We start from the raw sequence: 22,293 nt of genomic DNA, 5'->3' as shown, positions 1-22,293 counted from the left end.
GAACAGGTGGCCGCCTTCGATCGGAATGCATGGTCGCGTTCAATCGGAATCCCTGGCCGCAATCCCCGGAATCCGCACGCAGTCCAGCACCTCCAGCGGCCCCGGCCTCCCACACCTCAAAAGCCCCCACGGCCGGGGCCGTCTTTAAGTGGCTATCGATAGCCCAAGCCACCGAAAGGCGCTTTGGCCTTCCAGTCGAAGTGCGGCCGAACGTCTGCGCCGCGAGATCCCCACCCTTCGCAAACGAACCGTGGTTCGATATCAGACAAGCGAACATCGTCTGGCCAGCGATCGGCGCTTAGAGCAACGTTGTGACCGCAATGGCAGTAGACCAGGACGCCACGCAGGCCCATCTCGCGCATCTCGCCAAAGGTAATCTTCATCTGCCGGCCGTCGGCGTGTGTAGGAGCGGGGGCGTTTGTTCAGGCCTCGCCTCCACGTCCTCATGGGGCTGTTCTTCCCAGACCAACTCGCCGCATTCGCATTCGAAGATCCGGAGGAAGCCGGGTGGCTTTGGGTTCCAAATGCGCTCTATAACCCGTGTCGGTCGGTCGCACTTGGGACATCGGACGGAATCTCGTCTTGATGTCATAGGACGTCTCGCCACTACGTGGGCAGACTCTGGACGCAGCTTTATGTTCCCAAGGAAGCCCGACCGAGTAAGGCAAGGCCGCGCGGCTTAGAGACGGCCCCGGCTCGGGCTCTTGGGGATTTAATGCCGGGGCCGCTCCGCCAGCGCGGGGAGACAGCTAGCAAAACGTCCAAGCTTTCCTCTGCGTGTTCGTTCCTCTAGCGGACAAATTGGGGCGGCTTTCCGCTGCTGAAATCCGGCCAGACCTCAGCCCTTCGGTGCAGGCCACCCCGGTGAATGATCGCATCGCAGCAATTCTGGCTCGCAAATATGATCTGTTCACAGCCGGCAGAAGGCCTGCACCCCAGGCAACAAGAGCGCCGCGGTTCACGATGGCGGGGCTTTCGGCTTTGGATTAGCTGCGGCACGAGAGGCGCCCTTCAGGGCCGCTTCGATGGTCTTGGGCCGCGTACCTCGGCGGGATCTTCCGCTTTGCTGCTTAGGCGCGGATGATCGGGACACTCTCGTAACTAGCCACAGATCGCTGCGGCAGCTGGCGCATTCATAACGCTTCAGTTCGTAGCCTTTGGTCACGGGGAAAACAGCTTTGAGGAGTCGAGCTTGGCTACAAACGGTGCATCCGGCTTCGCCATTCACGATCGCCTCCCGCAAGCAATTTGGCCGCAATGATCGAAATCAGAACTGAGTCTCGGTTCAGGCGCAATAGCGGCTCACGCTGGCGGGGCCTGTTTCGATTCGGCAGGGCGGTAGTTGCCCGGAGATGTAAACGCCGATCGATGGATTTACCGTCCTCACCTTTGGGCGGTCCGGCAATGGCGCGCGGCGGTGACAAGGAAAAGGCGCCAACCCTCATCTGCAGCAGATGTCAGCGGCCAATGGAGTTTCTCGCGTTGCTGCCCGCAATTGCAAACCTACCCGCCGCCTACGCCTACAGGTGCATGCGCTGCCTGAGGGTTGAAACCATCGTTCTGGGCTGAGGGAAGGCGCCGCCAGAGGACTGCTTGGCTTGAGCTCGAAAGTCTGAGGCGAGCGTTTCATCTGCCACGAGACGAACTCGTCTCCTGCATCAAGGCCTTCCCGGCAGACCAGCAACGGCTGGTTGTCGGACGTGGCGCTGAGTAGAGCGCGAACCTCGCTTCTCCTCTGAACGTGGTGGGCTCAGCGCGTTGGTAGCCGGTCCACTATGCTGGACAAGACCTTCGGCGGCAACGTGATGCCGGATAGCTTCCAGGTCGCCCCTTCATAATGCAGGCTAACGCTCCCGGCGTCCTGATTTTCTCCGAGCTTCACCGCAAACTCGACCGGCTTCACTGGCGTTATCCGTCCCGCGAGAACAAAGATGTTCGACGCGTCGAGCTCGGCCAGCGACGACATCGTCCCAAACGTGATGTTTTCTGCTGCGTTGCGAACGGTGCCGCTGCTCAAAAGGACGGATAAGTTTTCCGATGTCATGAGCTTGACCGCGAGGTCGTCGGCAATTGTCGCACCGAATGCGTTGATTGCCATCCGTTCGAATGGCCGCACCGGCCGCTTTTGGCCAATGCGATCGAGGTATGCGGACACAACCTGGTCGACGATCGAATGCCGGATGCGCGGCAAATTTGTACGGGCCATCACCTCAGCGGCATCTCCGCTTCGCACGGCCGAAACCAGGCCCAAGACCGAAACGAAGGCTGACCCGGCATAGATGAAGAGGCAGATCAGGAACGCCGCCACGATGCCAACGAGCCACCTCATGGACCGGCAATCATGGTGGAAGGCCATTGTTCCAAGCAGCATTCGCACTCGCAGCGTGTGGGAGAGACCCAGGCCTAAAGGAGATCCAGGGCCGCAAGGTCCCGCCGGCGCGCAGGGGCCTCAAGGGCCGCCGGGTCCGAAAGGCGAAAAGGGAGACAACGGTGATCCGGCGACGGTCAACATCCGAGCGGTTCAGGCCGACGGCGCAGCCAATTGCGACGGCAGCGAAGCACTAGTGTCCGGGTTCTGCCCGAGTGGCGGTGCCGCGGGACGGGGCGAAGTGCGGGACGACCCCACAGCCACTATAAGCTCAGCCCTACAGTGTCGCGAGGTCGCGGCAGTGACCACGTCGACTTCGAATCGTCGTCGCTGCAGACTTTGACAAGCTAAATCGATCACCAATCTTTTTGGTTTGAACGCCTTACCTCGCTCGGCTGTTTACCCAGACCGTCGGGCCCATCGGTCCTAACCGGCTTTCGTTCATCGGTCATCGCCTTCACGCCGCTAGCGGCCTTTATCGTTTTGTCGCTGATGCCAACTACGACCCAGGCCTCATCCGCTTTGTCATCGTACCCCTTCTCGAGAACGATTACGCCACGAAGTTTGCCAGACGCGAAGGAGGTCGTGACTTCAGTAAGCGATTCCATCATGACGCGCTGATCAACCTTCTGAGCGGTCGCCTTTTCACCGGTTTTCCGCTCTTGAGTTGCGTGATTCAGGTCATTTTGCATTTCAGCCGTAACACGGGTCGAAGACACCGATTGCTCAAGGAATCGCACGATGGCTGCCTTGGCCTTTTCCTCCGCGATGATTTGCGCCTTCGAAATTCCTCTCCTGTCTCCGAATTCGACTGGCGTGCTAAACCGCGATGAGATCCGTTTAACGGAGTTATCGCCATTCCATTCGACCTCGACGCCATCAACGCCGGCCTGCCAAACGGTGCTCCCGTCGCCCTTTTCGTCTACTGAACCCGCCGCAGCTACGGTCGGTCCGCAAAGGACTGCGAGGGCTACCGCTGCAACGTACCTCACATGCGATCGCGTCATCTTATCTCCGAACTCTGTTTAAGGCTTCTTGAGGGATGCCCGGATGCGGGCGATTTGTCCGACTTTGTCATTGGAAATCTTGACGTTCAGCAAAGCATTCATCCGGCTGCCTTCAGGAGGGAAGATGATTGTGTCACCTCCGGCATTGCGGGTTGCTCGGTAGAACAAGCCCGCGTCGTTGCTGCCCGATGCGCAATAGTCCAGCGAACTTGTCTGACGGTCTTGGGGGCGATGGATCGACTCCCAGATTGGAAGCTCCGGAAAATTTCCCATCTCGCTGTTAACCGTGTGGATCACCTTCGCGTCGGCGTCGGCAAACTCGACGACCAGAAGGATGTTTGAGGCGCGCTTGCCCAGGCTAACGGCTGCCCCTTCTTCTCGAACAAACGTGCGTCCGAAGCACTCAGCTGAAGCGAAAGTTCCGTAACGGCCCGAACGTGGCTGATAGGCGCGACCAGGGCCGGCGAAATCCTCGGGGCTCGATCTCTTCACACCTGTGACGAAGCAGACGGCCGGTATTGATAAGGCGGTGTTCGAATCTTTTCTGAACGGTAGCGACGCCGGCGAAATTGTCTGCAGGCTACAGCGAGGCTCGCTAGGTATTTTGGTCACCTCTAACGAGACCTGTTCGCGCTTGTCCGCGATTAGCTTGATTTTCTCAGTCCATTCCTTGTTCGCGGCGCCGCTGGCAAAGAATGTGATCGGCACGGTTAGCCAAACGGAGTCAGATGCCGATGGCAGATTCGCATTAACCTCCGCCTTTCCAACGCCGATCGTTACTAAAGTGTCTATTCGGGCAATCAGGTCCTTGTAGGTTTCAAACGCTGCCGCTCGCTCGGCACCCAATGTAGTCGCCGCTGCTTCGGCAGAGTTGCTGTCGAACTCGACCGTAGGCACCGCGCTTGCGCGCAGTGTCTGGACCAGCGGGGCGACGTTCACCGTAATCCGTGCGACAACTTTGCAGTTTCCATTGGTGCACTCCTGGGACACCGGCTCGAATTTCGATACGTAGGCATTGGTGTACGACAGAAGCTTTTCTTCTACGATGGTCGAGACTTGATCGGCCGACATCTTGGTTTCAACGCGGCGCCGATTATCGATGTAGACGCCGGCCACCTGTTGAACAGCCAAACGCGAGGCGTCTTTGCGCGCTGCTTCAGGCGACTCTCCGAGCCCCGTAACCTCCACGATCTTGGTGGCGGAGCCCTCCGTGTCACGTCGTTTCAGCGACACCTCAGCTTCACTTGTGACTTGCTCAGGAAACCGGGGCCCGTTCTCTTGCGAAGATGGTCGCTCGGTGATCTGAGGAGTGAATCGGTCGGGAGGAAAGGGGCCTGACATCTGTGGCGGTCGGCTTGGTTGCTGGGTACCGTGAAGCGCGTCCCGATCCTCTTTGGTCAGGAAACCAGTGCTGGGAGCGCGTCTGGAATCCTGAAACGCCTTAATCGCAATTCTTGTATTCGGACCAAATTCGCCATCTGGCTGGTCGCGGAGAAGGCCTAATGCGAAGAGGTGAGCTTGTAGAGTGGCGCGTTCATTAGGCGCTTGTTTAGCCTCCTCGAGCGCATCACCGCGAAGCTTTCCTAGGAGTTTCTTCGTCCGAGTTCGATACGATTCGAGTACGCAACGGCGCTGGTCTTGGTTGAGGGAAGTATCGAGTTTGCAGGTCCTGCTTACGGATTGGACCCAATCAGTTTGATTTTGTTGGAAAGTGCTAAGTTCCGCGCCGTTCAGCGTACCAGAATAAGCCCATGTTGCAGCGTTGACGTCCCAGTCAGCTTTGGCTGCATTACCATCACTGCAAAGCAAGATTCCTAACGGCGACCGCACGTTTGTGCAGCTAATGGTCGGTTTGGACGCGGAGATGTTGGGTTGCAGGATGGGCGCGCCGGGCAGGGCGGGCCCCATAGGCCCGTTATTCCGCTGCAAAGTTTGCAGCGTCCCGATCATATCTCGAATGATCTGGTTCGGAACTTGTGCTTCCGCGGTGACTCCTGTGCTCAGCAACAGCACGAACAGTCTGACCTTATTTAGTGCTTGCCCCGCCACGCAAATTGCCCGCCGAATCTCCGCCAACTACACATAGCGCGGTTGTAGCTCGTCGTAACTACACCAATTGGCTAAAAGTCAGTAAGACGGCTCTTTGTGCGTACGACAGTCGTACGGGCCGTCTTTTCCCGAGCCCTTTATGTTGGCGTTGAAGTACCGTCCCATCGACGAGGCGGACATCAACGCATCGAGTGTAACCTTCGGCAGCTCGCAATAATGGTAGTATGTGTCTTTTAGCTGGATGACCAAATACTGGTTCCGAGGGTCATAACAAACGCGGTTGATAAAGCTGCTTCGCGAGATGCTTTGACAATCGAACGGCTTTAGATCAACTGGTCCGCGATATTTTACGTCCACGGTCTCGGCGCTCACGGCCGATGCTGCTAGGACGTAGGTCGCGACCGCCAGGAGTACTGGAGCGGATCTCATCCTCGTGCCCTCCGATTGAAGCCCTCGACCGCATTGTTGTACTCGTCAATGACACCGTCGGACTTGCGCTTTAGCTCCTCGGTCTCACGTCGGATGCAAGCGAGGAAATCTTGTGCTTCAATCTGATAGTTCGTCATTTCACGGCGGCACCGATCGAACTCATCTTGATCGTCGAACGCGCTATAACGTGCCGCGCAATACGGGGCCGAGGGAGCATAGCAAGCGGCATGAACGCCGTTCGTGCTGCTGAGAAAAAAGAAAGCTACAAGCAGCGAGCAACGCATCTAGGCACCCGCCGGACCTTGAGCCACGTCAATGACATGGCGATCTGAACCGACAGTGATGATGATCGTGTAGCTCTTTTGGGCTCCGCCTTGATCAGTAGGAGGGGCGACATGCAATTGTCCGCCATACCATTCGCCGGGCAGTAGCGTGTTATCTTTGATCACCGCCTGCTCGAGCACAGCCATGTTGCGTTGACCTGCCTCCACCGTGCTGGCGATCATTGCATCGTTTTGAGCGGCAGCGTTGCTCTGCGCGATCGCCGCGGCCGTTGGGCTATAGAAGGTGCCGGTCCGGCCGCTCGGCGTTGTGTAGCTGCCATACCCGGCGCGAGACGCGCTGTAAGCGTTGGCGCCCGCCGCGACCCCTGTAAGAAGCGCGGCCGCCACCTGCCGGTTCTTTTCCTCTTGAACAAGCATCTCGTAGGTGACGATCTTCATTTCGAAGTCGGATCCAGCGGCGTGTTGGATCGCTTCGACCTGTCCGACTCTAAACTCGACCGGCTGACGGCTCAGGTTATTGATGCCCACCACGAATACAGGCCGGCCGTTCGCCTGGAGCTGTCGGGAGGCCGGCCGCACGAGCACAAGCGAACTCTTCTGGCGAGAAACGAGGGCAGGCTGTCCGTCCCGCATGAGAGCCTGTTGCTGTGGACTAGAGGCTTTGAATGAGACCGTCTCGCCGGCTGTCGTGCAGCCGGTCAGCGCGGCGCAGGCGGCCGCGATCATGAAAATGCGCATAATGAAAACTCCCCAGACCCGGCGCCAATCCAAGCGCAACTAGGGCGGGAGAGCAAGGCAAGTGTGCGCGCCGTAGGTCTGTTGCCCATCGTCCAAAGGTCGAAGGCGGTATGTGATTGCCGCGATGGGCCGATTTGCTAACCCGGTCGTCCCCCGCTAGGCCTTTGGGTACTTCCCCCAAGCGGACTCCCGATTGTAGACTAGCCGCCTTTGCAGGACCAACTCGTATTGTGGGGTAGCGTCATGTCGAGTGCGATTGAGTTGATTGTGGACGGCTATGCGAGACTGAAGGACCGCCAATCGCTCGAGGACCTAAGGATGCACCGTCGGCGACTTGCCGTCGACTTGAAAGCCTGGGAGGGCTTCGACTGCAGGTTGGCGATCACGCAGGTTGAACAGGACATCGCGGCCATCGAGGCAGGACTGGAGACGCTGTCGGGGCCGGTTAGCGGGTAGGACACGAGTTCGGCCGGACGCGAGAGCGCGAATCGGAATGTCCCCTCTGGACTCGTGCCTCCGGGCAGCCCAGGCCGCAACCGGTCACGAGTTGCGCCAGGCGCAGGGGCGTCTCCGGGGTCTAGCTTCGGCGAGGCCCTCGGCGCGAACGCGACGGCGGCCGTGATCATTGCATGAAGGCGGCCGAGAGGCAGGCCACGCGGCCGGGCAACCAAGCCGGGGCAGGGATGTGGTGCCACACGGTTCCCGTCCACTTTAACGGGCTGTGCGCACCTACGACCCCAGCGACTACTTCAGGGAAAAGCGCGAGGCGCTTGACCTTTGGGCCGCTCATCTGATCGGGCTGGTCGATGGCCAGGCGAGCAACGTGATCCAGATTCGGGCGTAGTTCGACGGACTCAGCGGCTCAGCGCGCGCTCGATATCCCGGTCCTGCGACCGATTGACCTTGTCGATCGAGCTTCGATATTGAGCGAGGCTCTCCCGTTTGGCTTGCTCCTGGAGCTTGCTCAAGCCCTTCTCCAAAGACTGATCGGACATCCGGCCGGGATCCTCGTTTGGAGCTGTGGTCTTCGCCATGTATCGCTCCTAGTTTTGAAGGCGGTTCTGCTGGCGGACTAAATAGCGGGAATTCAGGCCAATATCAAAGAAATGCTTGCGCTTGACCCAAACTAAGCCCTCGGTTTTCGTGATTATCGCGACGTCGACCGGGCCGCCGACAGTCTCCGAGTTTTTGGTTACCTTCTCCTTTAACGCCTGGAGATTGATTAATGTTTCGGCCAGCTCGGCCATTTCATCGACGGGAAGGACGCTGAGGACCCGTCTCAACGGCATCGAATGCTCTCGTCTCGCCCTGTCTAGCACATCCGCTCCCATCTCGCGTCGCGCTTCAGCCACGACCACATCGAAATCTGGGATCGTTGCTAAATTACCTCCCGAATCAGCAATGATTTTTCGTGCAAAATCCGCCAGATGAGCCGTAAGCGTCGACATAACTGAGAGATAGACGTCCTCACTGATGCCCAGCGAAAACGTGTCGCTCATCGCGGTCTGAGCAAATGGAGATAGACGGGCTGGCACGTCGTGGGTGATGGCAAAGTCCGAAGTGTGTACAGCTATATGCTTGCCGCAGATGACGCCGTACGATTTGAACTCAGTGTACGATGGGAAAATTTCGTGATCTCCAAAGCCAGCAAACACTAGGCCAGAGCCGCTCAGGTGCTGATCGGGCCGCTTAAAGACTTCGGCGATGCCGATCAGCGCCAAATACTCTGTATCAGCGGGAAAAGCGCGACCAAACGTGTCTCGAAACTCTTCGATATGAGTCACGAGGGGCTGGAGATATTTTGCAACCGCCTCATTGAACATGTCCTCCGTTAAACCGTCGGGATAAGGTAGGCCTGAAAGCTCTTGGGCTCTCGCCTCAAGTATCTTTTGATTCTCGGCCAGCCGGTCTGCGTCGCTATCGGGGAAAGTTTCTCGGTTTGTCGTGAGCACCCCTGCTAGCCGTGCGGCATCTAAAAAAACCTCGTCCTGGATTGATTGGGGAATCATCAAGGACGCTTGTTCCAGAAAGCCGAAGAACTCCGCCGCATACTCGCTCACGCTGTTGAAATTTTTCGCCCCCAAATTAGAGCGAAACGTCTTTACGACGATCTCCCACGGGACACGCATGATGTCCGCGGAATCGAAAATCATGAGTCCGATGGGATGATGATCGGAGAGCTGAAAAATCTTGTTTGAGCCTTTAAAATACTTTGTTTCGACCTTTTCGCCGGTCCACTGCGAGACTGTTGCGGCGCTGTCGGCGGCGAGCACGACAGCCAGTCGGTTCATGATGCAGACTTCTGCGGTCATTGAGAATCCCCCGCGGATAGCATTCCGCAACCAGAGGGCGAAGGCAAGAGCCGCCCCGCTACTTTTTCGACGACCTTTGAAAATCAACGATGGCCGATGCTGACCTCTCAATGGTGGGACTGCATCGCAAGCATGAGCGATAGCCAGATCACGACACCAATTGCGGGCACGGCTACGCGGCTCAGCCACCGAACGAAACTAAACCGCGAGCCCCTCCCTGGCCGAACATCCCGGATCGCCGTTGTCATTCCGGGCAGTTTGCCATGTCCGAGCCATGCAATGAAGGTTTGAATGTAGAACGCGATCATCAGATAGCCGATCAAGCACATGGACCAGAGTAGCGCACTTCGTGTTGCTTCAGCAGCAACCTGAACTGTTGCCGAAAGCGCTAGCCAGCCAATCACTTTGAATACGCCATCGACCAGCGATCGTACCGGCGAGAGAAATGCGTGATCGTCAGGTAGTTCGATGATTCTGAGCTTCATTACCGAACTCGGCCTTCTTGCTGCAACTACTTCAGTCCCGGCCTTCTTTTCTCGCTTCGAAGCAGCTTCTCCAGTGCCTCTACCCATCCGGTCCTATGTGGCAGCCGAGCAAGTCGAGCACCCGCCCTCAATCGAGGCGAGAGCTCCTCGTCCTGCACCTGTTTTGCTTTGGGAGTTGACGCAAGGGGCGCTACTGATCGGCCACCTTCGACCAAACTCCCTTGCTGTCCTTCATGTCACGATGACTACTGCCATCGTCCCAGTTAATGCAGTTTCGGACGTCCTGGAAATCGTTCAAGGTGCATGCCTCACGTGCAATGACTTTGCCGTTCATGTCCTCGACTGTTTTTAAGAAGGCGACCTTGCCCTGATTATCCAGGTAGCTTAGGCCGATGTTACACACCCTCAGTTCGGGCTGGCAGGAGCGGCTAAAAAGCGGCTTCCCGTTATTCTGGCTTGCTGATTTTTCCATTGCCCTGTTGACAATTTCTCCCCAAGTAGGACTGGCATTCGGCGTCGTTCTTGCAGCGGAGAGCCCCGCTCCTGAAGGTGATAACGACAAAGGTGAATTGGGTGGCGTTTGTTGCAGACTGGCGACTGGCGGAGTGACTTGAGAGGGACGGCCCATCATGGTGACGCCCATCGACTGAAGCTCCTGCGGGCTTAGCCAAACCATATCTTGTGGAGACGTAACGACCATGCGGCCGATGATTGCGGATGGGACGCCCAACTCCTTTGCGATCTTAGCCATGGAGACCGTCGCCGCGCCTGATGCCGCCGTTTCCTCTCCGTTTTCTCCTGACGCACCGTGGACGCCGACCTGAGCGCCATAGCCGGCGTTCTTGGTTGAACCTGCAGCGAACATCAGAAAGCAAGCCGAGGCGCAGACCGCTGTCTTGCCCACGTTCGTGGATGTTTTGCCGAACCTTATGGCGTCGGCAATCTTGACCCCCTCGAGCAAATTGCCGCCGGGAGAATCCAGTCTAACGTTGGCGACAAATTTCCCGGAATCATTGGCTTGCCGAACTGACTGCGAAAACTTGTCGGCGTCACCAGGTACAATCTCCCCAGTGATCCAGATCGTTGCTTGTCCAGATTTCCCCACACCGACTTTGACTTCGGCAGAGTGGACAACGCGCGAAAACAGGGCGAGCGTAAGCAGCAATAGGACTGTAAATATTGGGCGCGACTTGGCCATCACCTTTCGCCTTTATCAAGAAAGACGTCCGACTTCGTTGTCGCAACCGGCGACAATTCATCGAACGTCTCCAATGGTTGCAATCAATAGCGCGGGGTCCGGTGACCGGTCTGACCGGTGGACGGATTATAGTTGCCGCTGGTGCCGAAGTTGTCGCGTTGCGTGCCATTCGGATTGGTCGCGACGTACGGCGCCACGTAAGTACCGGTGCTGCGGGTATATCCCGACGAGGTATGCGTACTCGGATTTGAACCGGTGCCGCTGAGATACTGCGCTTGTGCGGCGGTTGTGGCGAGCGCCAGTGCGGCAGCCAAAATGAGCTGTTTCATTCCATCCCCCCAAAAAGGTTTTATCGAACGTCATATGCAACCACGTTGCAGGCCGTGGGTCGAGTCCAACCATCGGATGAGCAGGAATCCTACCGGTACAGTCGGCCATCACTTGAGACGCTCGAGGACCTCCCGTCCCTGGCAGGGAGGAAAGCGGTCACGCGGTCGGCCCCCCAACGGCAACACGTGTCCATCGGATCGGCCGGTTGGCGAAACTTGTGCTGAAGTAGCCCTTCGGCGGCGTCGGCACTTCATAGAGTTTGCAGATGCGCATCAGCACGTGCTTTTTGAGCCCGAGGCGACTTGCGACCGCCGCCATCGGCGCGTTCCAGACGCGCAAGCCGAGCTCGCTTCGCGAGATGCCGGTGTGCTTTTCGACGGCCTCGTTCTGAAGGGCGGCAAGGCGGTCAACCATTTGCTGGCCGCGGGCCGCCGCGAGCATCGCTTGTTTGATCTCAGGCGAGGGCTCGTACGGTACGATGGCCTCCGGGAAAGGCGGCGCGTTCGGCGGCGCTGGGTGTAGAGCCTGGTCGCCGGCACGATTGTCCGGCAGAGATGGAAATTGGCCATCGGGAATGGTGGTGAATGGATCTGCGACGGTAAGGAATTCCTGTTCGTTGCGCATGCCTTGCTCTCCGTGAGCCCCGGGGCGTTTGGGATCACTGAAACCATGCTCGGTCAACGGTGAGGGTTTGTCGGCTTTGTCGACATTGCGCGAAAGCGCTTTTGCTAGCGAGCCCACGTGCTTGTCTCGTGTTTTTGTCTGGTCGACCGGTCTCGCTAAACTCGGCAAGCTAACGTGCGTCACTCCGAATCGGCGCGGTGGTGGGCGCACTATCGATTTTGCGCGTTTTGGCGATTTCTTATGCGCGACTTTGGCGCCAGAACGCGGTTGTGGTGCGCTGTGTTCGGCTGTCCGGGCTACGTTGCTAAGATGACAACTGAGAGGATTACTTTTCGCACGCCAGCTCGCGGTTGCCTCCGCCGCGCGCCACCTGGCTTGCGTAGCTGATGAACAACGCCGTCGGCGGCTGCAATTACGTTGGCGGTCGGACCCCCGCCGCAGCGACGGCGTGCAACATTGTCTCTCGTCCGAAGAGGTTGAAAGGTTTGGCCTCGCTCTCCTCGATCACAGCCTGGGCCTGCAGTCTCATGAACTCGTCAGCGTACTCTCGCCCCTGGAGCTGAGCGATCATGTTGTATTGACGATTGAGCTTCGCGATGAGGCGATCGCCCGACCAGCGAACAATCGCTTGCTGAATGCGAACGAGCCAACAGGCAAGGAACACAGCGGCGCCGGCCGCAACGGCCGAGAAGACACCCGGAGTCATCCAGGTCAGCGGTCGGCCGGGTGCGCCGAACGCCGCGGCAGTCCAATAAGCTGCTTGGGGCATCCAGAGCAAAGTGAGGGCTGTGGCCATGCCGAGCAACGCGATCGCAGTGGCGAATCCCAACGTAAAGACCGTGTAGAACTGACCGCGGGGCATTGGGAAGATCTCCGTTCTAGAGCTCAACGCCAGATTGGCGCACCTGGAAGGCCCCCGCAAGCCTGCCACGAGGCCACTCAGTCGAGATAGGAGGGGCGGTGGACGCGCTGCACGGCGAGGATGGCCCGCTGGACCGCCCACTCGCGGCGGGCCCTCAGCAGCGCCGCTGCCGTCGGCTTCTTCGGCCGGGCCTTCGGGCGCTTCTTCCTGACCTTCTTGACCGGAATAGGTACGCCGGGCGCGTGGTGAAGCTCGCAGCGCTTGTTGAGCTGCCCTTTGCGGATCCTGCTCTTGGTCGTGAGAGCCGTGAAGATGCGTCCGCAGCCAGTTTCAGCACAAACTGACTGATAGCGGATCATCTCCACGTAGCGGTCATCGCGGGTCCAATGATCCTTGGTGCCGAGGATCTGGTACGACCGGCCTCGGGACTTGAAGGAGCGGCCAGGAGTGAAGCGGTTCATTGATGCCTCCCGTATTGCGGGCGCATGCCCACGCCCTGGATTGGGGCGAAAGTCGGGGCGGGCGCCGCGACTGGGGTGAAGCGGCCAGCGGGGCGAGCTGTCAGCGGTGTCAGCGGATTCCGCCTAAATGGACTCAGGGGAAAGTAGAGGTAGGAGGGGGTAAAAAGCCTTGGTGTATCCGCGCGCGCAAGTGACACCGCTGACATCTCCGCCGCTGGCGAGGGCTTCAAGGCCTCTTTGCTGTCAGCGCTGTCAGCGGTTGTCAGCGCATCTAGGCCGGCGCGGTCCAGCGTGTCAGGCCGCAAATCGGGAACCAATGGCGCTGACAGCGTTGACACCCGCTGACACCGCTGACGGCCTCGCATTTTCATAGCAAAGCTCCCGTAGCGGCTCGCCGAATGCTCGCGGCCTCCGCGATCTCGCCGCGAACGGAATCCCGGCGTTCAGTTTCGGCCCGCCGAATGTCCTCGAAGCGTCCATCGTGAACTGCCGGATTAACCCGCCAGCTGGCAGGATCAGAACTGGTCATTCGAATCCATCCGTCAGCCTCGAGGCGGCCCATTACGGCGAGCAACTGCTTCCGGTTTCGCCCCAGGCTGCGCGGCCGCGCTCTTCCGACCTCTCTGGCGGTTATTCGCTCCAGATCGCGTGTGAGAACGTAGCCAGCGATCCACCGGGCTTCGTAGTCGTGGCCGGCACCGTCGAGGACGGTCGTGTGGATGAACAGGGCGTGGGCGTAGAGAAACTCCTCCACGTACCGTCGAGCTCGCCTGGCGGTATCGTCTGAGATGAGTTCATCGGGTGGTGTTTCCAGCGCGTCCGCGATAATGGCCCACTCGATCAGATGGAAAGCCAACGCGTAGCGGCCGAACTCCGCATCGGCCTTCGCCAGCCACGTCTTCAGTCCCGAGGGGATGTCGGGGCGAGCCATCTCTCGCATTTTGAACGCCTTGACAGCCCACAGCTCCTCGGCGGCTCGCGCGTCGAAGCGGTAGGTAGCCTCCTCGAGGCCGGAAAGCGCCAAGGCCACGCGGGGAATAGCCGCCTCGATGGCAGGAATCTCGGCGTTGTCTTCGCCGAGTCCGAGCTGCCGAATGGCGATCAAGGCGAAGCGTTGAAGCAGACCATCGGTCGCAAGGTCGGGGGCTAGCCTGGCGATGAGGTCGTCCTGAATTCCTCCAATGATCGACACCGCGAGATTTGGCGCCTCGACCGAGCCGCGGCCTTGTCGGTCCACACGGTAGGGGCCGCCTTCTTTCGCCTCAAGCCAAAGCGCCCGGTCTTTGGAGCCCTTCGACCGATAGGCGTCCATGCCGCCCAACCATCCCGACAGTTCGTCGGAATACTGAATCAAGGGCGCAACTTCCGGCGTCTCGGCAAGGCGAGTGACAATCGCCTCCGTCGTGCTGTCATTTGAGATTTTTGACCGCGACTTAGGTGGCGTCGGCTTCACGCTCACGTCAGCCGGATGCAGATCCTCCTGCGGGGGGTCTTCGGTCTTTTTCTTCCCCGGCTTTTGTGCCGAAAACGCGAGTTCCAAGCGATCGAACTCGGACAATTCCTTGGCGAACGCCACCGACCAGCGCTTGTTGACGGGGTTGGCAAAAGCGAGCGCAGCCTTCACCGCAGCCGATTTAGCTGAGCCTGGGTCGCCGACAAGCGCAGTCCACAAGACGCAGAGCACCGACCAGGAGCTCCGGTTTTGGTACATTTGCAGCCGATTAGTCGCCGGGATCAGCGAGCCCACGACGGCTACGGCGGCTGCGGTGATTGCGTCTTGGTTCACACCGAGCGATCTAGCCCGGTCCCTTCCGAACGCGTTCAGAAAGGGCGGAACGATGCCCTCGAGCATGTCTTTTGGCGGCGTCTCTTCCTTCCAGAGGTCCGCCGGTTCATCCCACTGGCCGACCGGGCGAGATCGCGCGTCAACTTCGACTGGCTCGAACTCCACTTCGGCGCATGCAATGCCGGGAGGATCCTGCGCGTACGTGTAGGCGTTGGCCACGCGCGTTTCGATGTGCTCGTAACTCTTACCTTCGGCGCCCGGCCAATGGTCAAGGATCAACTCAAGGGATTTTTCCTGGCTGATGCCGAAATCGCGGACGGAGCAGGCCACGACGTATGTGCCATGCGCCGGCGCGCCGCCGGCGAGGTACGATATCGCGCGTTCCATGTTGGTCGGTTGATCGAGCTCGACCAAGGGGCTGTCCCGATCGAGAGTAGATCGCTCGCGGGGACGTCCGCACGCTGTGGCCCAACTGCCGGGCAGTTCGGCGATACCTTCTTGATTGGTGAGGTCGTATTTTTTCCCGTCTATGGTGCTTCCACAGCCAACAACATAACCGCCGACGCATTTTACATCGATGCCGGGCCCAAGCTTGGAATTGCTGTTCCCGAGCGGCCAGGGCGCTACAAAGTAGCGGTGCTCACCTCCAGACGCGGTGCTGAAAGTCGTGGTCGGGGGCAACTTGCCGAGCTGGTCCTCGAGCTCCGCAATCGACTGCAACCCCGGTTTGCCATCCTTGATGTCGATATCGATGACGACCAGAACGCCATTCTGTAGCGGTAGACCCGTGCGAATGCCGATGTTGCAGGCGCGATAGCCGCCGCCCCACAGCTTCCTCACTTTAACTGCATCGCGAGTGGCTACGTCCTTCCAATTCTTATCTAGCGCCGGCGTTTTTTGATTTGGAAGTAACGGGAAGACGTCGAACCCCAACTCGGCGAGGCCAAGCGCGGTTCGTTGATTGTCAACGATCGTTGTGTTATTCATCTCTCACGTTTTCAGTTCTGGCCCCGTTCGACCTGGCAGTCGGCGGGGCCATTCTTTTGGCGCCCGCGGGGAGGTGGCTGTTTGGCCCTCATTGTCTGGCGTTCGGGAATGCTTGGCCGGCGAAGGGGGCGCGCGCATGCGCGCCGACGGCTTTAGGCCGCTTCAGTTTCCGAGGTGGATTTACGTCGGCGGCTCCACATCCAAGCATCAAGATCGGTCACGTCGTAGAGCACGCGGGTTGGAATAGGGGTGATGTAATGGGGACCGCCACCCCGCACGCGCAAGCGCTCAAGCGTGGCAGTCGACAGTCGAACGTGCTTGGCGGCTTCCTTCGTGTCGAGAAATTGCTGCATCTTCCTCTCCGTTTGAGAGAGCTGGCGGCCCAACAAGGAGCCGCTAGCGCCCACTGACTGGATCAGATGCTAGCAAAGACCATCAGGAGCCATCTCCCTTTGCATTTGTGGGTTTGTTGATTTTAGCGATTCACAGAACCCACAATTCTGCGCTCTCCTTCGACAATCGATACGACATTCTCGCTGGCGACCAGGAGCGGCGCACGCGAAGCGGGCCTGGTGCCGATGATCTTACGGAGCTCCGCCTCAAGAATTGCGACGACCGTCCGCTTTTCCGGCAGCATGTCGTATTTGTCGTACGTCGCCGTCACATCGCCCTCGAGGTGATCAAGGAGCGCTTTGACATCCTCACGTTTGGCCCCGCCGCGGCGCGCGATCGTTGCTGCCGTACGCCGGAGGTCATGCGGTGTGAAATGCGCCATCCCGAGGTGCTCTCGAATGCCCTTCCGCGCTGGCCGCTTTCCCTTTGCTGGCCGGCCGTTGAGCGCGGCCGACAGAGCATCTCGGGTGATCGGGGATAGTTGGCGAGGCGGACGATCAACCGGGCTTCCGTCCGCCGATTGCGATCCATCTGAATTGGGCCTCGCCGTCCAGGAAGAAAAGACCGCCCCTTGGCCTTCGGAAACGATGGCTTCGCGCACGACTGATATGGCCAAACCGTTCATAGGGACAATCACTTCGCGCCGCTTCTTCACCCGATTCTTTGGAATGTGATACTGCGGGTCATCCGAGGTGAAGCCGACAAGCTCGGGCACGAGAAGGCCGGCGGACTGGCCCGGCCGCACCATGGTTGCCAGAATGAATCGCAGGGCGAGCGCGATCGGCCGCCCGGCAGGAAGGGCCGGGTCATCCAAGCCCCACCAGAGAGCCTTGATCTCGTCGTCCGAAAGCACGCGTTCCCGCGGGCTTTCCTGATAGCGCCGGCGCATGTCCGCCACAGGATTGGCTGGCACATGTTTCCGGCCCGGCTCCTTGGCCCAGGAAAACAAGGTGTGCAGGACCGACTGCGTTCGGTTGGCGCCGACCGGCGCCGTCCCCCCAATCTCCTCGAGGAGTTCGGCGACGTCATCGTCGGTGATTTCGGCAGCGATTCGCCGCTTCCATTTCGTCCGGGCCTTTTTCAGGTAACCCTCATCGTTCTTCCAGGACGATTTCCGGACCTTCGCGTATTGGTCCAGGTAGAGTTGAGCGAGCTCATCGAACGTTAGCCGCTCGCGCTTCGGGCGATTCGCGCGCTTCTCCGCGGCCGGGTCGGCGCCGTTGGCCACGGTTCCCAGCAGGATCTTGGCTTGGGTGCGAGCGGCCTCCGGGGCGATCTTGCCCACGGCCGCCAGAGTGAGCCGGCGAACGGGCGCCGTCCGGCCGGTTCCTGCCCGGTAAACGATGATGAATGACTTTGCCCCGGTCGGCCGGACGCGCACCCCGAACCCGGGAAGCTTCGCGTCCCAAACCGTGTATTCCGACGCCTGCTTTTCCAGTCCGTCGACCAAGGTTTTGGTGATGGTTTGACCGCTCATTTGTCCTCCGGGAAGCACGGGGGAAGCACCGCGGTGCCAATCACAGCAGGTGATGGATGGCACGCGGTGAAGGAGCGGGCGATTTCTCGGCGGCCGTTAAGGCCGCTGAGGGTGCTGGAGGGTGGGTGAGGGACTACCTGATATGTTTTGGGTACTGCAGGTCGTTGGTTCGAATCCAGCTGCCCCGACCAGTCCGGAGGTGGGTCGGAACCGCACCAGAGAACAACAGCCCGTCGGCGAGGCGCCAGGCGATCCAGGCGAGAGCGCAGCAGCCGAGCATGGTGCGCGTTCAGTGCCGATGCCCGGAGCTGCCAAAGCCCTCCAAACCCTCGGCGCTCATTCCCTGCCCAACGCGACTTCTGCGCGATTTTTCAAGCCATTGGGCAGATCGGGCGGTGCGGAAATCGTAAAACTTTGTCGAACCTTTTGTCGTCGCCATGCACGTATAGGTGTTGGGGGATTTCAGCGCCCAATGCCTAACGGGCGCCGCCAAGCGATGATATTCCGCTTGCGCGGCGTTACGCTTTTCCGACCATCAGTTCGTCGCGTACCAGCCGAACGGAAACGGCAGGAACGGCCAGGCCAGCTGATTGTCGTTGGCGGCCTTCCGCGGGTCTTGCTCCGGCGTCTTCGCGGGCAGAGCAGGCGGCGTCGAACGCAGCGCCAAGCGCAGACATGCACATTGCAAATTCATCGTGGTGGCCCCCGCCCATTAATAGTTTTCAAAAATTTGCGTCAGCCTGGAAATAACCGCACGTCCTCAAAACGACGCGCTCATTCTCAAATCACACACAGTCTAGGAAAATCGGCGACCGCTTTCAACCGGTCTTGCCGCGCGCGCACAGGAAGTAAGGTTGATCGGTTAGGTTAAGGACGAGCGGTTGTTGCGGCCGTCTTCGTGACTGTTATCAGATCGGTCCGGCTCGCGACGGCTGCCTGAAATTCGTGCTCACATGATATCACAGTTCGTCGCAGTGCTCGTATCCTGTGAGTTCTGCATCATGTCTTTCGATCGCAACGTCCGAACCATCGGTCCGCAGGCGAGCTGGACCGAGATCTGGCATCTCTGGACCGTGTTCGTGCCGCGCCGCTCGATCAACGGGCAGCTGGTTTACGGCAAGGTCTGGCGCCGCCACGACGGCCGCGACTGGATCTACAAGAAATTCACCGAGTACGACAGCGAAGCGGCAGCCTGAAGCGGCGTCGCTGTCGTCCGGCGCGGTATCGCTGCCCCCTCAAGCGGCCTTTGCCGCGGCAGGCTTGGGCGGCGGCGGCTTCAGCGGCTTGTCCTGCCTCTTCGACCAGGAGATGTAATAGGCCACTGTCGTCATGATCGCGATGCCGGCGACGCTGACGAAGATCTGCGCGAACAGCGAGCCCGAGCTCATCGACAGCTCGAAATGACCGACGAAGGACAGGAACACGCCGACGCAGAACACGGCGAGCGACTGCTGGCCGCATACGATGATGGGATCGAACCCTTTCCATTCCAGGCCCGGCCAGTCCTTCGGCACGAAGCGGATCACCAGGATCACGATCACGACGAAGTGGATGAAGCGGTAGGGCGCAAGGTTGGTCTTGTCGTTCGGGTTGAACGCCGAGAACAGCCATTCCGGGAACATGCCGCCGAGGGTCGGGAAACGGCCAGCCATGGTCATGACCAGCGCAAACAGCATGTAACCGAGACAGAGCCAGAGCGTGACCGGCGCATTGATCAGCGCCATCGAGCGCCGCGCGCCGCCCATTGCGCACCAGGCGCCGAACACGAACAGCACCTGCCAGCAATACGGGTTGAAGTACCACTGTCCGGCCGGATAGGCGTTCAGGTTCAAGCCGAAATGGCGCGCGGTCAGCCAAAGCACGATGGACAATGCCATCGTCAGGTCCGGCTTGCGCAGCATGAACCACAGCACCGGCGGAAACAGCCCCATCAGCACAATGTAGAGTGGCAGCACGTCGAGATTGAGCGGCTTGAAGCGCAGGAACAGGCCCTGGCGCAGCGTCTCGGTGGCATTGTCGACCAGGCCGGCGACGTTGAACTCGTTGATCATCTCGGAATCGCCGAAGCGCAGCGCCAGATAGCTGATCGAGGCGATGTAGATCACGAACAGGATGATATGGGCGACGTAGAGCTGCCAGACCCGCTTGGTCAGCCTCGTGGCGCCGACCAGGAAGCCGCGCTCGAGCATCATCCGTGCATAGACGAAGGAGGCGGTGTAGCCGGAGATGAAGACGAACAGATCGGCGGCGTCGGAAAAGCCGTAATTGCGGGTGGTGATCCAGTTCACCACGTTGTCGGGGATATGGTCGAGGAAGATGGCCCAGTTCGCAATACCGCGAAACAGGTCGAGCCTGAGGTCACGGCCCTTTTCGGGGAGCGTGGCGTTGATGTTCAGGAAGGACATGCGACGGGAGCTTTCGGAGGGGACGGACAGGTGGGCGTCAACGAAGCAGGGCCGCCGGGCGAGATCCCGGCGCGGAAGGCGGGTACGCAATTGTCACGATGCAGCATAATGATTATACCCGTCGGCGAGGCATCCCGGGGGCCGGAATCACGGATCAGTTCCCTAAAGGTGTCTCTATACTATGCCCGCGGTTTCCACCAACTGCTACCGTGCCGCATCGAAATCGAACGAAAAGACGAACAAGAGGCCCGGACCATCCATGACCGCACGCATTTTCAAGCCCGCCAAGAACGCGATGCAATCCGGCCGGTCCAAAACCAAGGAATGGCAGCTCGACTATGAGCCCGAGCAGCCGCGCGCGGTCGAGCCGCTGATGGGCTGGACCTCGTCCGGCGACATGAAGCAGCAGATCACGCTGCACTTCCACAGCAAGGAAGAGGCGGTCGCCTATTGCGAGCGCAAGGGCATCGCCTACCAGGTGATCGAGCCAAAGGAATCGGTGCGCCGTCCGGTCGCCTATGCCGACAATTTCTCGTTCCGCCGCGGCGAGCCTTGGACGCATTGAGGGCGGGCCACGCGTCGAGACTCTGGTCATGCCCGGGCTTGCCGTCTTCGCTGAAGCTTCGCCGGCCCAACACCGAATGCCCTGCGAAGCCTTGGTGGAGCCGGGTCCCGGGCATCCTTGTTTTTAGCCCCGCGTGAAAGCCCGCGGCTGGCCGGAATAAGCCCGGGCAACCACGCGGGTTCTTCCCATCGTCCTGCCCTTGGCAGCCATTCCGCTCCGTGCTTCGCTGCCGCGCAAGACAGGCTCATGGCGAGGTGGGGGTATGGCCGGGCGTGACCAGCTCGACGGCGTCGATCTGAAAATACTCTCCGAGTTGCAGCAGGACGGGCGGGTTCGCAACAATGAGCTGGCGCTGCGCGTCGGGGTGTCCGGGCCCAACTGCGTCAGGCGGTTGAAATCGCTGTTCAGCCGCGGCGTGATCCGGGCGGTGCGCGCCGTCATCGACGAGCGGCTGCTCGGCTACGAGGTGGTGTCGTTCGTCTCGATCCAGCTCGGCAGCCAGGCCCAGCCGGTGCTGGCGGCGTTCGAGAGCTCGATCGCCGCGATCCCGCGCATCCAGCAGTGCTGGCGGATTTCGGGCGACACCGACTATCTTCTCAAATGCGTGGCGCCGAGCGTCGAGAGCATGCGCCAGCAGCTCCTGCATTTCGCCGCGATGCCGAACGTGAAGAACGTCCGCAGCTTCCCGGTGCTGGGCGTAGCGAAGGACGTGCCGCTGCCGTTGCAGAAGATCGCGGCGGCAGGATAGTTCGGCGGCAACTGTCCCAGAACGTAGCTCGCACAACGACATCCAAACGTCTGAAGGCGCGGGGGTTATTCCCTTGCTGGGATAGAAGTTCGGATAAGGCGGATAAAAAGATAAGTAACTCACCTAACTGTGACATGTGATTTGGGAAGTCCTGCAATGCGCCGAGCCGTGATTGCCGGTTCCTGGCGCCGGCCTACATGCGAGGTGTGAACCTCAGCCTGCATCGCATGCCGAGGCCTCTTTTGTGGGACCCTGAAGCAGGAAAAGACAACATGACCTCGATCTCGAAGACGTTCGTCGCATCCGCTGCGACGCTGTTTGCATCTGCGTTTCTCATGATGACCGCGCCGGCTGCCCAGGCAGAAGACTACTGCATCACCAATGGCGCCCAGGCCGCGCATGGCTGCGGATATCCGACGATGGAGGCCTGCCGGGCGGCGGCCGGCGGCATCGGCGGCTCGTGCTCGCAGAGCGGCGGCGCGAAGACGTCGACAGACGCGCTGGCCTTCCAGCCGAAGCAGACGCACTCGCGCACCAAGCTGCGCCCGGGCGGGCAGACCAACTCGAACTGATCGAGACCGGTTTCGAAATGTTGCGGCCTCCGAGTTGGATCTCGGCGGCCCCCACCGCCCCCCACCCCGCGCGGCTGCGGGGCCACACCCGCGCCGGCCGCGGGGCGTGGGAGTACGAGCACGAGGCCGGGGGCAGCGACGTCTCGGTGGCCGGCTCGCAGAAGGGCCTGATGCTGCCGCCGGGCCTCGGCTTCAACGCCGTCTCGGAGAAGG

At 60.0% G+C, this 22,293-nt stretch carries 24 protein-coding genes and 1 pseudogene; 6 read left to right on the top strand and 19 right to left on the bottom strand.

Annotated features, from left to right (window positions below):
* Positions 1 to 152: 152 nt before the first annotated feature.
* From AC0L3K_RS38570 to AC0L3K_RS38545, 6 genes are all read right to left on the bottom strand, one after another.
* Positions 153 to 383, bottom strand: coding sequence for a hypothetical protein (locus tag AC0L3K_RS38570; protein ID WP_473368025.1), 231 nt, complete (start codon positions 381 to 383; stop codon positions 153 to 155).
* A 1,367-nt stretch (positions 384 to 1,750) separates the two neighbouring features.
* Positions 1,751 to 2,329, bottom strand: a complete 579-nt coding sequence (locus AC0L3K_RS38565) for a DUF2939 domain-containing protein (RefSeq protein WP_473368024.1) — start codon at positions 2,327 to 2,329, stop codon at positions 1,751 to 1,753.
* Positions 2,330 to 2,724: 395 nt separating this feature from the next.
* Entirely contained in the window at positions 2,725 to 3,375 is a 651-nt protein-coding gene (locus AC0L3K_RS38560) for a hypothetical protein (protein ID WP_473364163.1), read from the bottom strand.
* Between the two features lie 18 nt (positions 3,376 to 3,393).
* Positions 3,394 to 5,424, bottom strand: a complete 2,031-nt coding sequence (locus AC0L3K_RS38555; protein WP_473368023.1) for a peptidoglycan-binding protein — start codon at positions 5,422 to 5,424, stop codon at positions 3,394 to 3,396.
* 78 nt (positions 5,425 to 5,502) lie between these two features.
* Entirely contained in the window at positions 5,503 to 5,853 is a 351-nt protein-coding gene (locus tag AC0L3K_RS38550) for a KTSC domain-containing protein (RefSeq protein ID WP_473368022.1), read from the bottom strand.
* Between the two features lie 284 nt (positions 5,854 to 6,137).
* The gene (locus AC0L3K_RS38545) at positions 6,138 to 6,875 is read right to left on the bottom strand and encodes a hypothetical protein (protein WP_473368021.1); all 738 of its coding nucleotides are present in this window, start codon (positions 6,873 to 6,875) and stop codon (positions 6,138 to 6,140) included.
* Between the two features lie 243 nt (positions 6,876 to 7,118).
* Here AC0L3K_RS38545 and AC0L3K_RS38540 point away from each other — a divergent pair, with 243 nt between their 5' ends.
* A complete protein-coding gene (locus AC0L3K_RS38540; protein ID WP_473368020.1) occupies positions 7,119 to 7,331 on the top strand; it encodes a hypothetical protein in 213 nt (70 codons plus the stop codon).
* Positions 7,332 to 7,729: 398 nt separating this feature from the next.
* Here the strand turns inward: AC0L3K_RS38540 and AC0L3K_RS38535 are convergent, their stop codons facing one another.
* From AC0L3K_RS38535 to AC0L3K_RS38480, 12 genes are all read right to left on the bottom strand, one after another.
* Positions 7,730 to 7,909: a hypothetical protein gene (locus AC0L3K_RS38535; protein ID WP_473368019.1), complete on the bottom strand. Its 180-nt coding sequence runs from the start codon at positions 7,907 to 7,909 to the stop codon at positions 7,730 to 7,732.
* Positions 7,910 to 7,918: 9 nt separating this feature from the next.
* Complete coding sequence (locus AC0L3K_RS38530; protein WP_473368018.1) at positions 7,919 to 9,187, bottom strand: hypothetical protein; 1,269 nt, start codon at positions 9,185 to 9,187, stop codon at positions 7,919 to 7,921.
* A gap of 107 nt (positions 9,188 to 9,294) precedes the next feature.
* The gene (locus AC0L3K_RS38525) at positions 9,295 to 9,672 is read right to left on the bottom strand and encodes a hypothetical protein (protein ID WP_473368017.1); all 378 of its coding nucleotides are present in this window, start codon (positions 9,670 to 9,672) and stop codon (positions 9,295 to 9,297) included.
* Between the two features lie 190 nt (positions 9,673 to 9,862).
* Positions 9,863 to 10,870 carry a COG3904 family protein gene (locus AC0L3K_RS38520; RefSeq protein ID WP_473368016.1) on the bottom strand — a complete coding sequence of 336 codons (1,008 nt, stop codon included), beginning with the start codon at positions 10,868 to 10,870 and terminating at the stop codon, positions 9,863 to 9,865.
* 83 nt (positions 10,871 to 10,953) lie between these two features.
* Complete coding sequence (locus tag AC0L3K_RS38515; protein WP_247452942.1) at positions 10,954 to 11,199, bottom strand: hypothetical protein; 246 nt, start codon at positions 11,197 to 11,199, stop codon at positions 10,954 to 10,956.
* A 157-nt stretch (positions 11,200 to 11,356) separates the two neighbouring features.
* Positions 11,357 to 12,007, bottom strand: coding sequence for a hypothetical protein (locus AC0L3K_RS38510; RefSeq protein WP_473368015.1), 651 nt, complete (start codon positions 12,005 to 12,007; stop codon positions 11,357 to 11,359).
* A gap of 229 nt (positions 12,008 to 12,236) precedes the next feature.
* Positions 12,237 to 12,686: a hypothetical protein gene (locus AC0L3K_RS38505; RefSeq protein WP_473368014.1), complete on the bottom strand. Its 450-nt coding sequence runs from the start codon at positions 12,684 to 12,686 to the stop codon at positions 12,237 to 12,239.
* A 77-nt stretch (positions 12,687 to 12,763) separates the two neighbouring features.
* Entirely contained in the window at positions 12,764 to 13,147 is a 384-nt protein-coding gene (locus tag AC0L3K_RS38500; RefSeq protein WP_473368013.1) for a hypothetical protein, read from the bottom strand.
* Positions 13,148 to 13,514: 367 nt separating this feature from the next.
* Entirely contained in the window at positions 13,515 to 15,920 is a 2,406-nt protein-coding gene (locus tag AC0L3K_RS38495) for a DUF3987 domain-containing protein (RefSeq protein ID WP_473368012.1), read from the bottom strand.
* 152 nt (positions 15,921 to 16,072) lie between these two features.
* Positions 16,073 to 16,273, bottom strand: a complete 201-nt coding sequence (locus AC0L3K_RS38490; protein ID WP_317244336.1) for a helix-turn-helix domain-containing protein — start codon at positions 16,271 to 16,273, stop codon at positions 16,073 to 16,075.
* A gap of 122 nt (positions 16,274 to 16,395) precedes the next feature.
* Positions 16,396 to 17,790 carry a tyrosine-type recombinase/integrase gene (locus AC0L3K_RS38485; protein ID WP_473368011.1) on the bottom strand — a complete coding sequence of 465 codons (1,395 nt, stop codon included), beginning with the start codon at positions 17,788 to 17,790 and terminating at the stop codon, positions 16,396 to 16,398.
* A 535-nt stretch (positions 17,791 to 18,325) separates the two neighbouring features.
* The gene (locus AC0L3K_RS38480; RefSeq protein ID WP_256375792.1) at positions 18,326 to 18,457 is read right to left on the bottom strand and encodes a hypothetical protein; all 132 of its coding nucleotides are present in this window, start codon (positions 18,455 to 18,457) and stop codon (positions 18,326 to 18,328) included.
* Positions 18,458 to 18,791: 334 nt separating this feature from the next.
* On the opposite strand from AC0L3K_RS38480, the gene AC0L3K_RS38475 reads away from it, so the two are divergent.
* Positions 18,792 to 18,986 (top strand): hypothetical protein, encoded by a 195-nt coding sequence (locus tag AC0L3K_RS38475; RefSeq protein WP_007591350.1) that lies wholly within the window; start codon positions 18,792 to 18,794, stop codon positions 18,984 to 18,986.
* 39 nt (positions 18,987 to 19,025) lie between these two features.
* Here AC0L3K_RS38475 and AC0L3K_RS38470 read toward each other — a convergent pair whose 3' ends face one another.
* Entirely contained in the window at positions 19,026 to 20,195 is a 1,170-nt protein-coding gene (locus AC0L3K_RS38470) for an OpgC domain-containing protein (RefSeq protein ID WP_007591348.1), read from the bottom strand.
* A 259-nt stretch (positions 20,196 to 20,454) separates the two neighbouring features.
* On the opposite strand from AC0L3K_RS38470, the gene AC0L3K_RS38465 reads away from it, so the two are divergent.
* The 4 genes and pseudogenes from AC0L3K_RS38465 to AC0L3K_RS38450 all read left to right on the top strand — a co-directional run.
* Positions 20,455 to 20,760 carry an ETC complex I subunit gene (locus AC0L3K_RS38465; protein ID WP_007591346.1) on the top strand — a complete coding sequence of 102 codons (306 nt, stop codon included), beginning with the start codon at positions 20,455 to 20,457 and terminating at the stop codon, positions 20,758 to 20,760.
* Positions 20,761 to 21,022: 262 nt separating this feature from the next.
* Positions 21,023 to 21,508, top strand: coding sequence for an Lrp/AsnC family transcriptional regulator (locus AC0L3K_RS38460; RefSeq protein ID WP_219680218.1), 486 nt, complete (start codon positions 21,023 to 21,025; stop codon positions 21,506 to 21,508).
* A gap of 272 nt (positions 21,509 to 21,780) precedes the next feature.
* Positions 21,781 to 22,080, top strand: a complete 300-nt coding sequence (locus AC0L3K_RS38455; protein WP_007591343.1) for a DUF3551 domain-containing protein — start codon at positions 21,781 to 21,783, stop codon at positions 22,078 to 22,080.
* Positions 22,081 to 22,100: 20 nt separating this feature from the next.
* Positions 22,101 to 22,293: pseudogene (locus tag AC0L3K_RS38450) on the top strand (serine--glyoxylate aminotransferase); the annotation flags it as partial.

The sequence above is a fragment of the Bradyrhizobium sp. MI1.10 genome, from assembly GCF_055811035.1.
Note: the sequence above shows the minus strand (reverse complement) of the source record. Positions and strands in the feature narration are given on the sequence as shown.

Excerpts from the sequence above, each read along its gene's own strand:
- AC0L3K_RS38570 (WP_473368025.1), bottom strand. The coding sequence starts at position 383 with ATGAAGATTACCTTTGGCGAGATGCGCGAGATGGGCCTGCGTGGCGTC.
- AC0L3K_RS38565 (WP_473368024.1), bottom strand. The coding sequence starts at position 2,329 with ATGAGGTGGCTCGTTGGCATCGTGGCGGCGTTCCTGATCTGCCTCTTC.
- AC0L3K_RS38560 (WP_473364163.1), bottom strand. The coding sequence starts at position 3,375 with ATGACGCGATCGCATGTGAGGTACGTTGCAGCGGTAGCCCTCGCAGTC.
- AC0L3K_RS38550 (WP_473368022.1), bottom strand. The coding sequence starts at position 5,853 with ATGAGATCCGCTCCAGTACTCCTGGCGGTCGCGACCTACGTCCTAGCA.
- AC0L3K_RS38545 (WP_473368021.1), bottom strand. The coding sequence starts at position 6,875 with ATGCGCATTTTCATGATCGCGGCCGCCTGCGCCGCGCTGACCGGCTGC.
- AC0L3K_RS38540 (WP_473368020.1), top strand. The coding sequence starts at position 7,119 with ATGTCGAGTGCGATTGAGTTGATTGTGGACGGCTATGCGAGACTGAAG.
- AC0L3K_RS38535 (WP_473368019.1), bottom strand. The coding sequence starts at position 7,909 with ATGGCGAAGACCACAGCTCCAAACGAGGATCCCGGCCGGATGTCCGAT.
- AC0L3K_RS38530 (WP_473368018.1), bottom strand. The coding sequence starts at position 9,187 with ATGACCGCAGAAGTCTGCATCATGAACCGACTGGCTGTCGTGCTCGCC.
- AC0L3K_RS38525 (WP_473368017.1), bottom strand. The coding sequence starts at position 9,672 with ATGAAGCTCAGAATCATCGAACTACCTGACGATCACGCATTTCTCTCG.
- AC0L3K_RS38520 (WP_473368016.1), bottom strand. The coding sequence starts at position 10,870 with ATGGCCAAGTCGCGCCCAATATTTACAGTCCTATTGCTGCTTACGCTC.
- AC0L3K_RS38515 (WP_247452942.1), bottom strand. The coding sequence starts at position 11,199 with ATGAAACAGCTCATTTTGGCTGCCGCACTGGCGCTCGCCACAACCGCC.
- AC0L3K_RS38505 (WP_473368014.1), bottom strand. The coding sequence starts at position 12,686 with ATGCCCCGCGGTCAGTTCTACACGGTCTTTACGTTGGGATTCGCCACT.
- AC0L3K_RS38500 (WP_473368013.1), bottom strand. The coding sequence starts at position 13,147 with ATGAACCGCTTCACTCCTGGCCGCTCCTTCAAGTCCCGAGGCCGGTCG.
- AC0L3K_RS38495 (WP_473368012.1), bottom strand. The coding sequence starts at position 15,920 with ATGAATAACACAACGATCGTTGACAATCAACGAACCGCGCTTGGCCTC.
- AC0L3K_RS38490 (WP_317244336.1), bottom strand. The coding sequence starts at position 16,273 with ATGCAGCAATTTCTCGACACGAAGGAAGCCGCCAAGCACGTTCGACTG.
- AC0L3K_RS38485 (WP_473368011.1), bottom strand. The coding sequence starts at position 17,790 with ATGAGCGGTCAAACCATCACCAAAACCTTGGTCGACGGACTGGAAAAG.
- AC0L3K_RS38475 (WP_007591350.1), top strand. The coding sequence starts at position 18,792 with ATGTCTTTCGATCGCAACGTCCGAACCATCGGTCCGCAGGCGAGCTGG.
- AC0L3K_RS38470 (WP_007591348.1), bottom strand. The coding sequence starts at position 20,195 with ATGTCCTTCCTGAACATCAACGCCACGCTCCCCGAAAAGGGCCGTGAC.
- AC0L3K_RS38465 (WP_007591346.1), top strand. The coding sequence starts at position 20,455 with ATGACCGCACGCATTTTCAAGCCCGCCAAGAACGCGATGCAATCCGGC.
- AC0L3K_RS38460 (WP_219680218.1), top strand. The coding sequence starts at position 21,023 with ATGGCCGGGCGTGACCAGCTCGACGGCGTCGATCTGAAAATACTCTCC.
- AC0L3K_RS38455 (WP_007591343.1), top strand. The coding sequence starts at position 21,781 with ATGACCTCGATCTCGAAGACGTTCGTCGCATCCGCTGCGACGCTGTTT.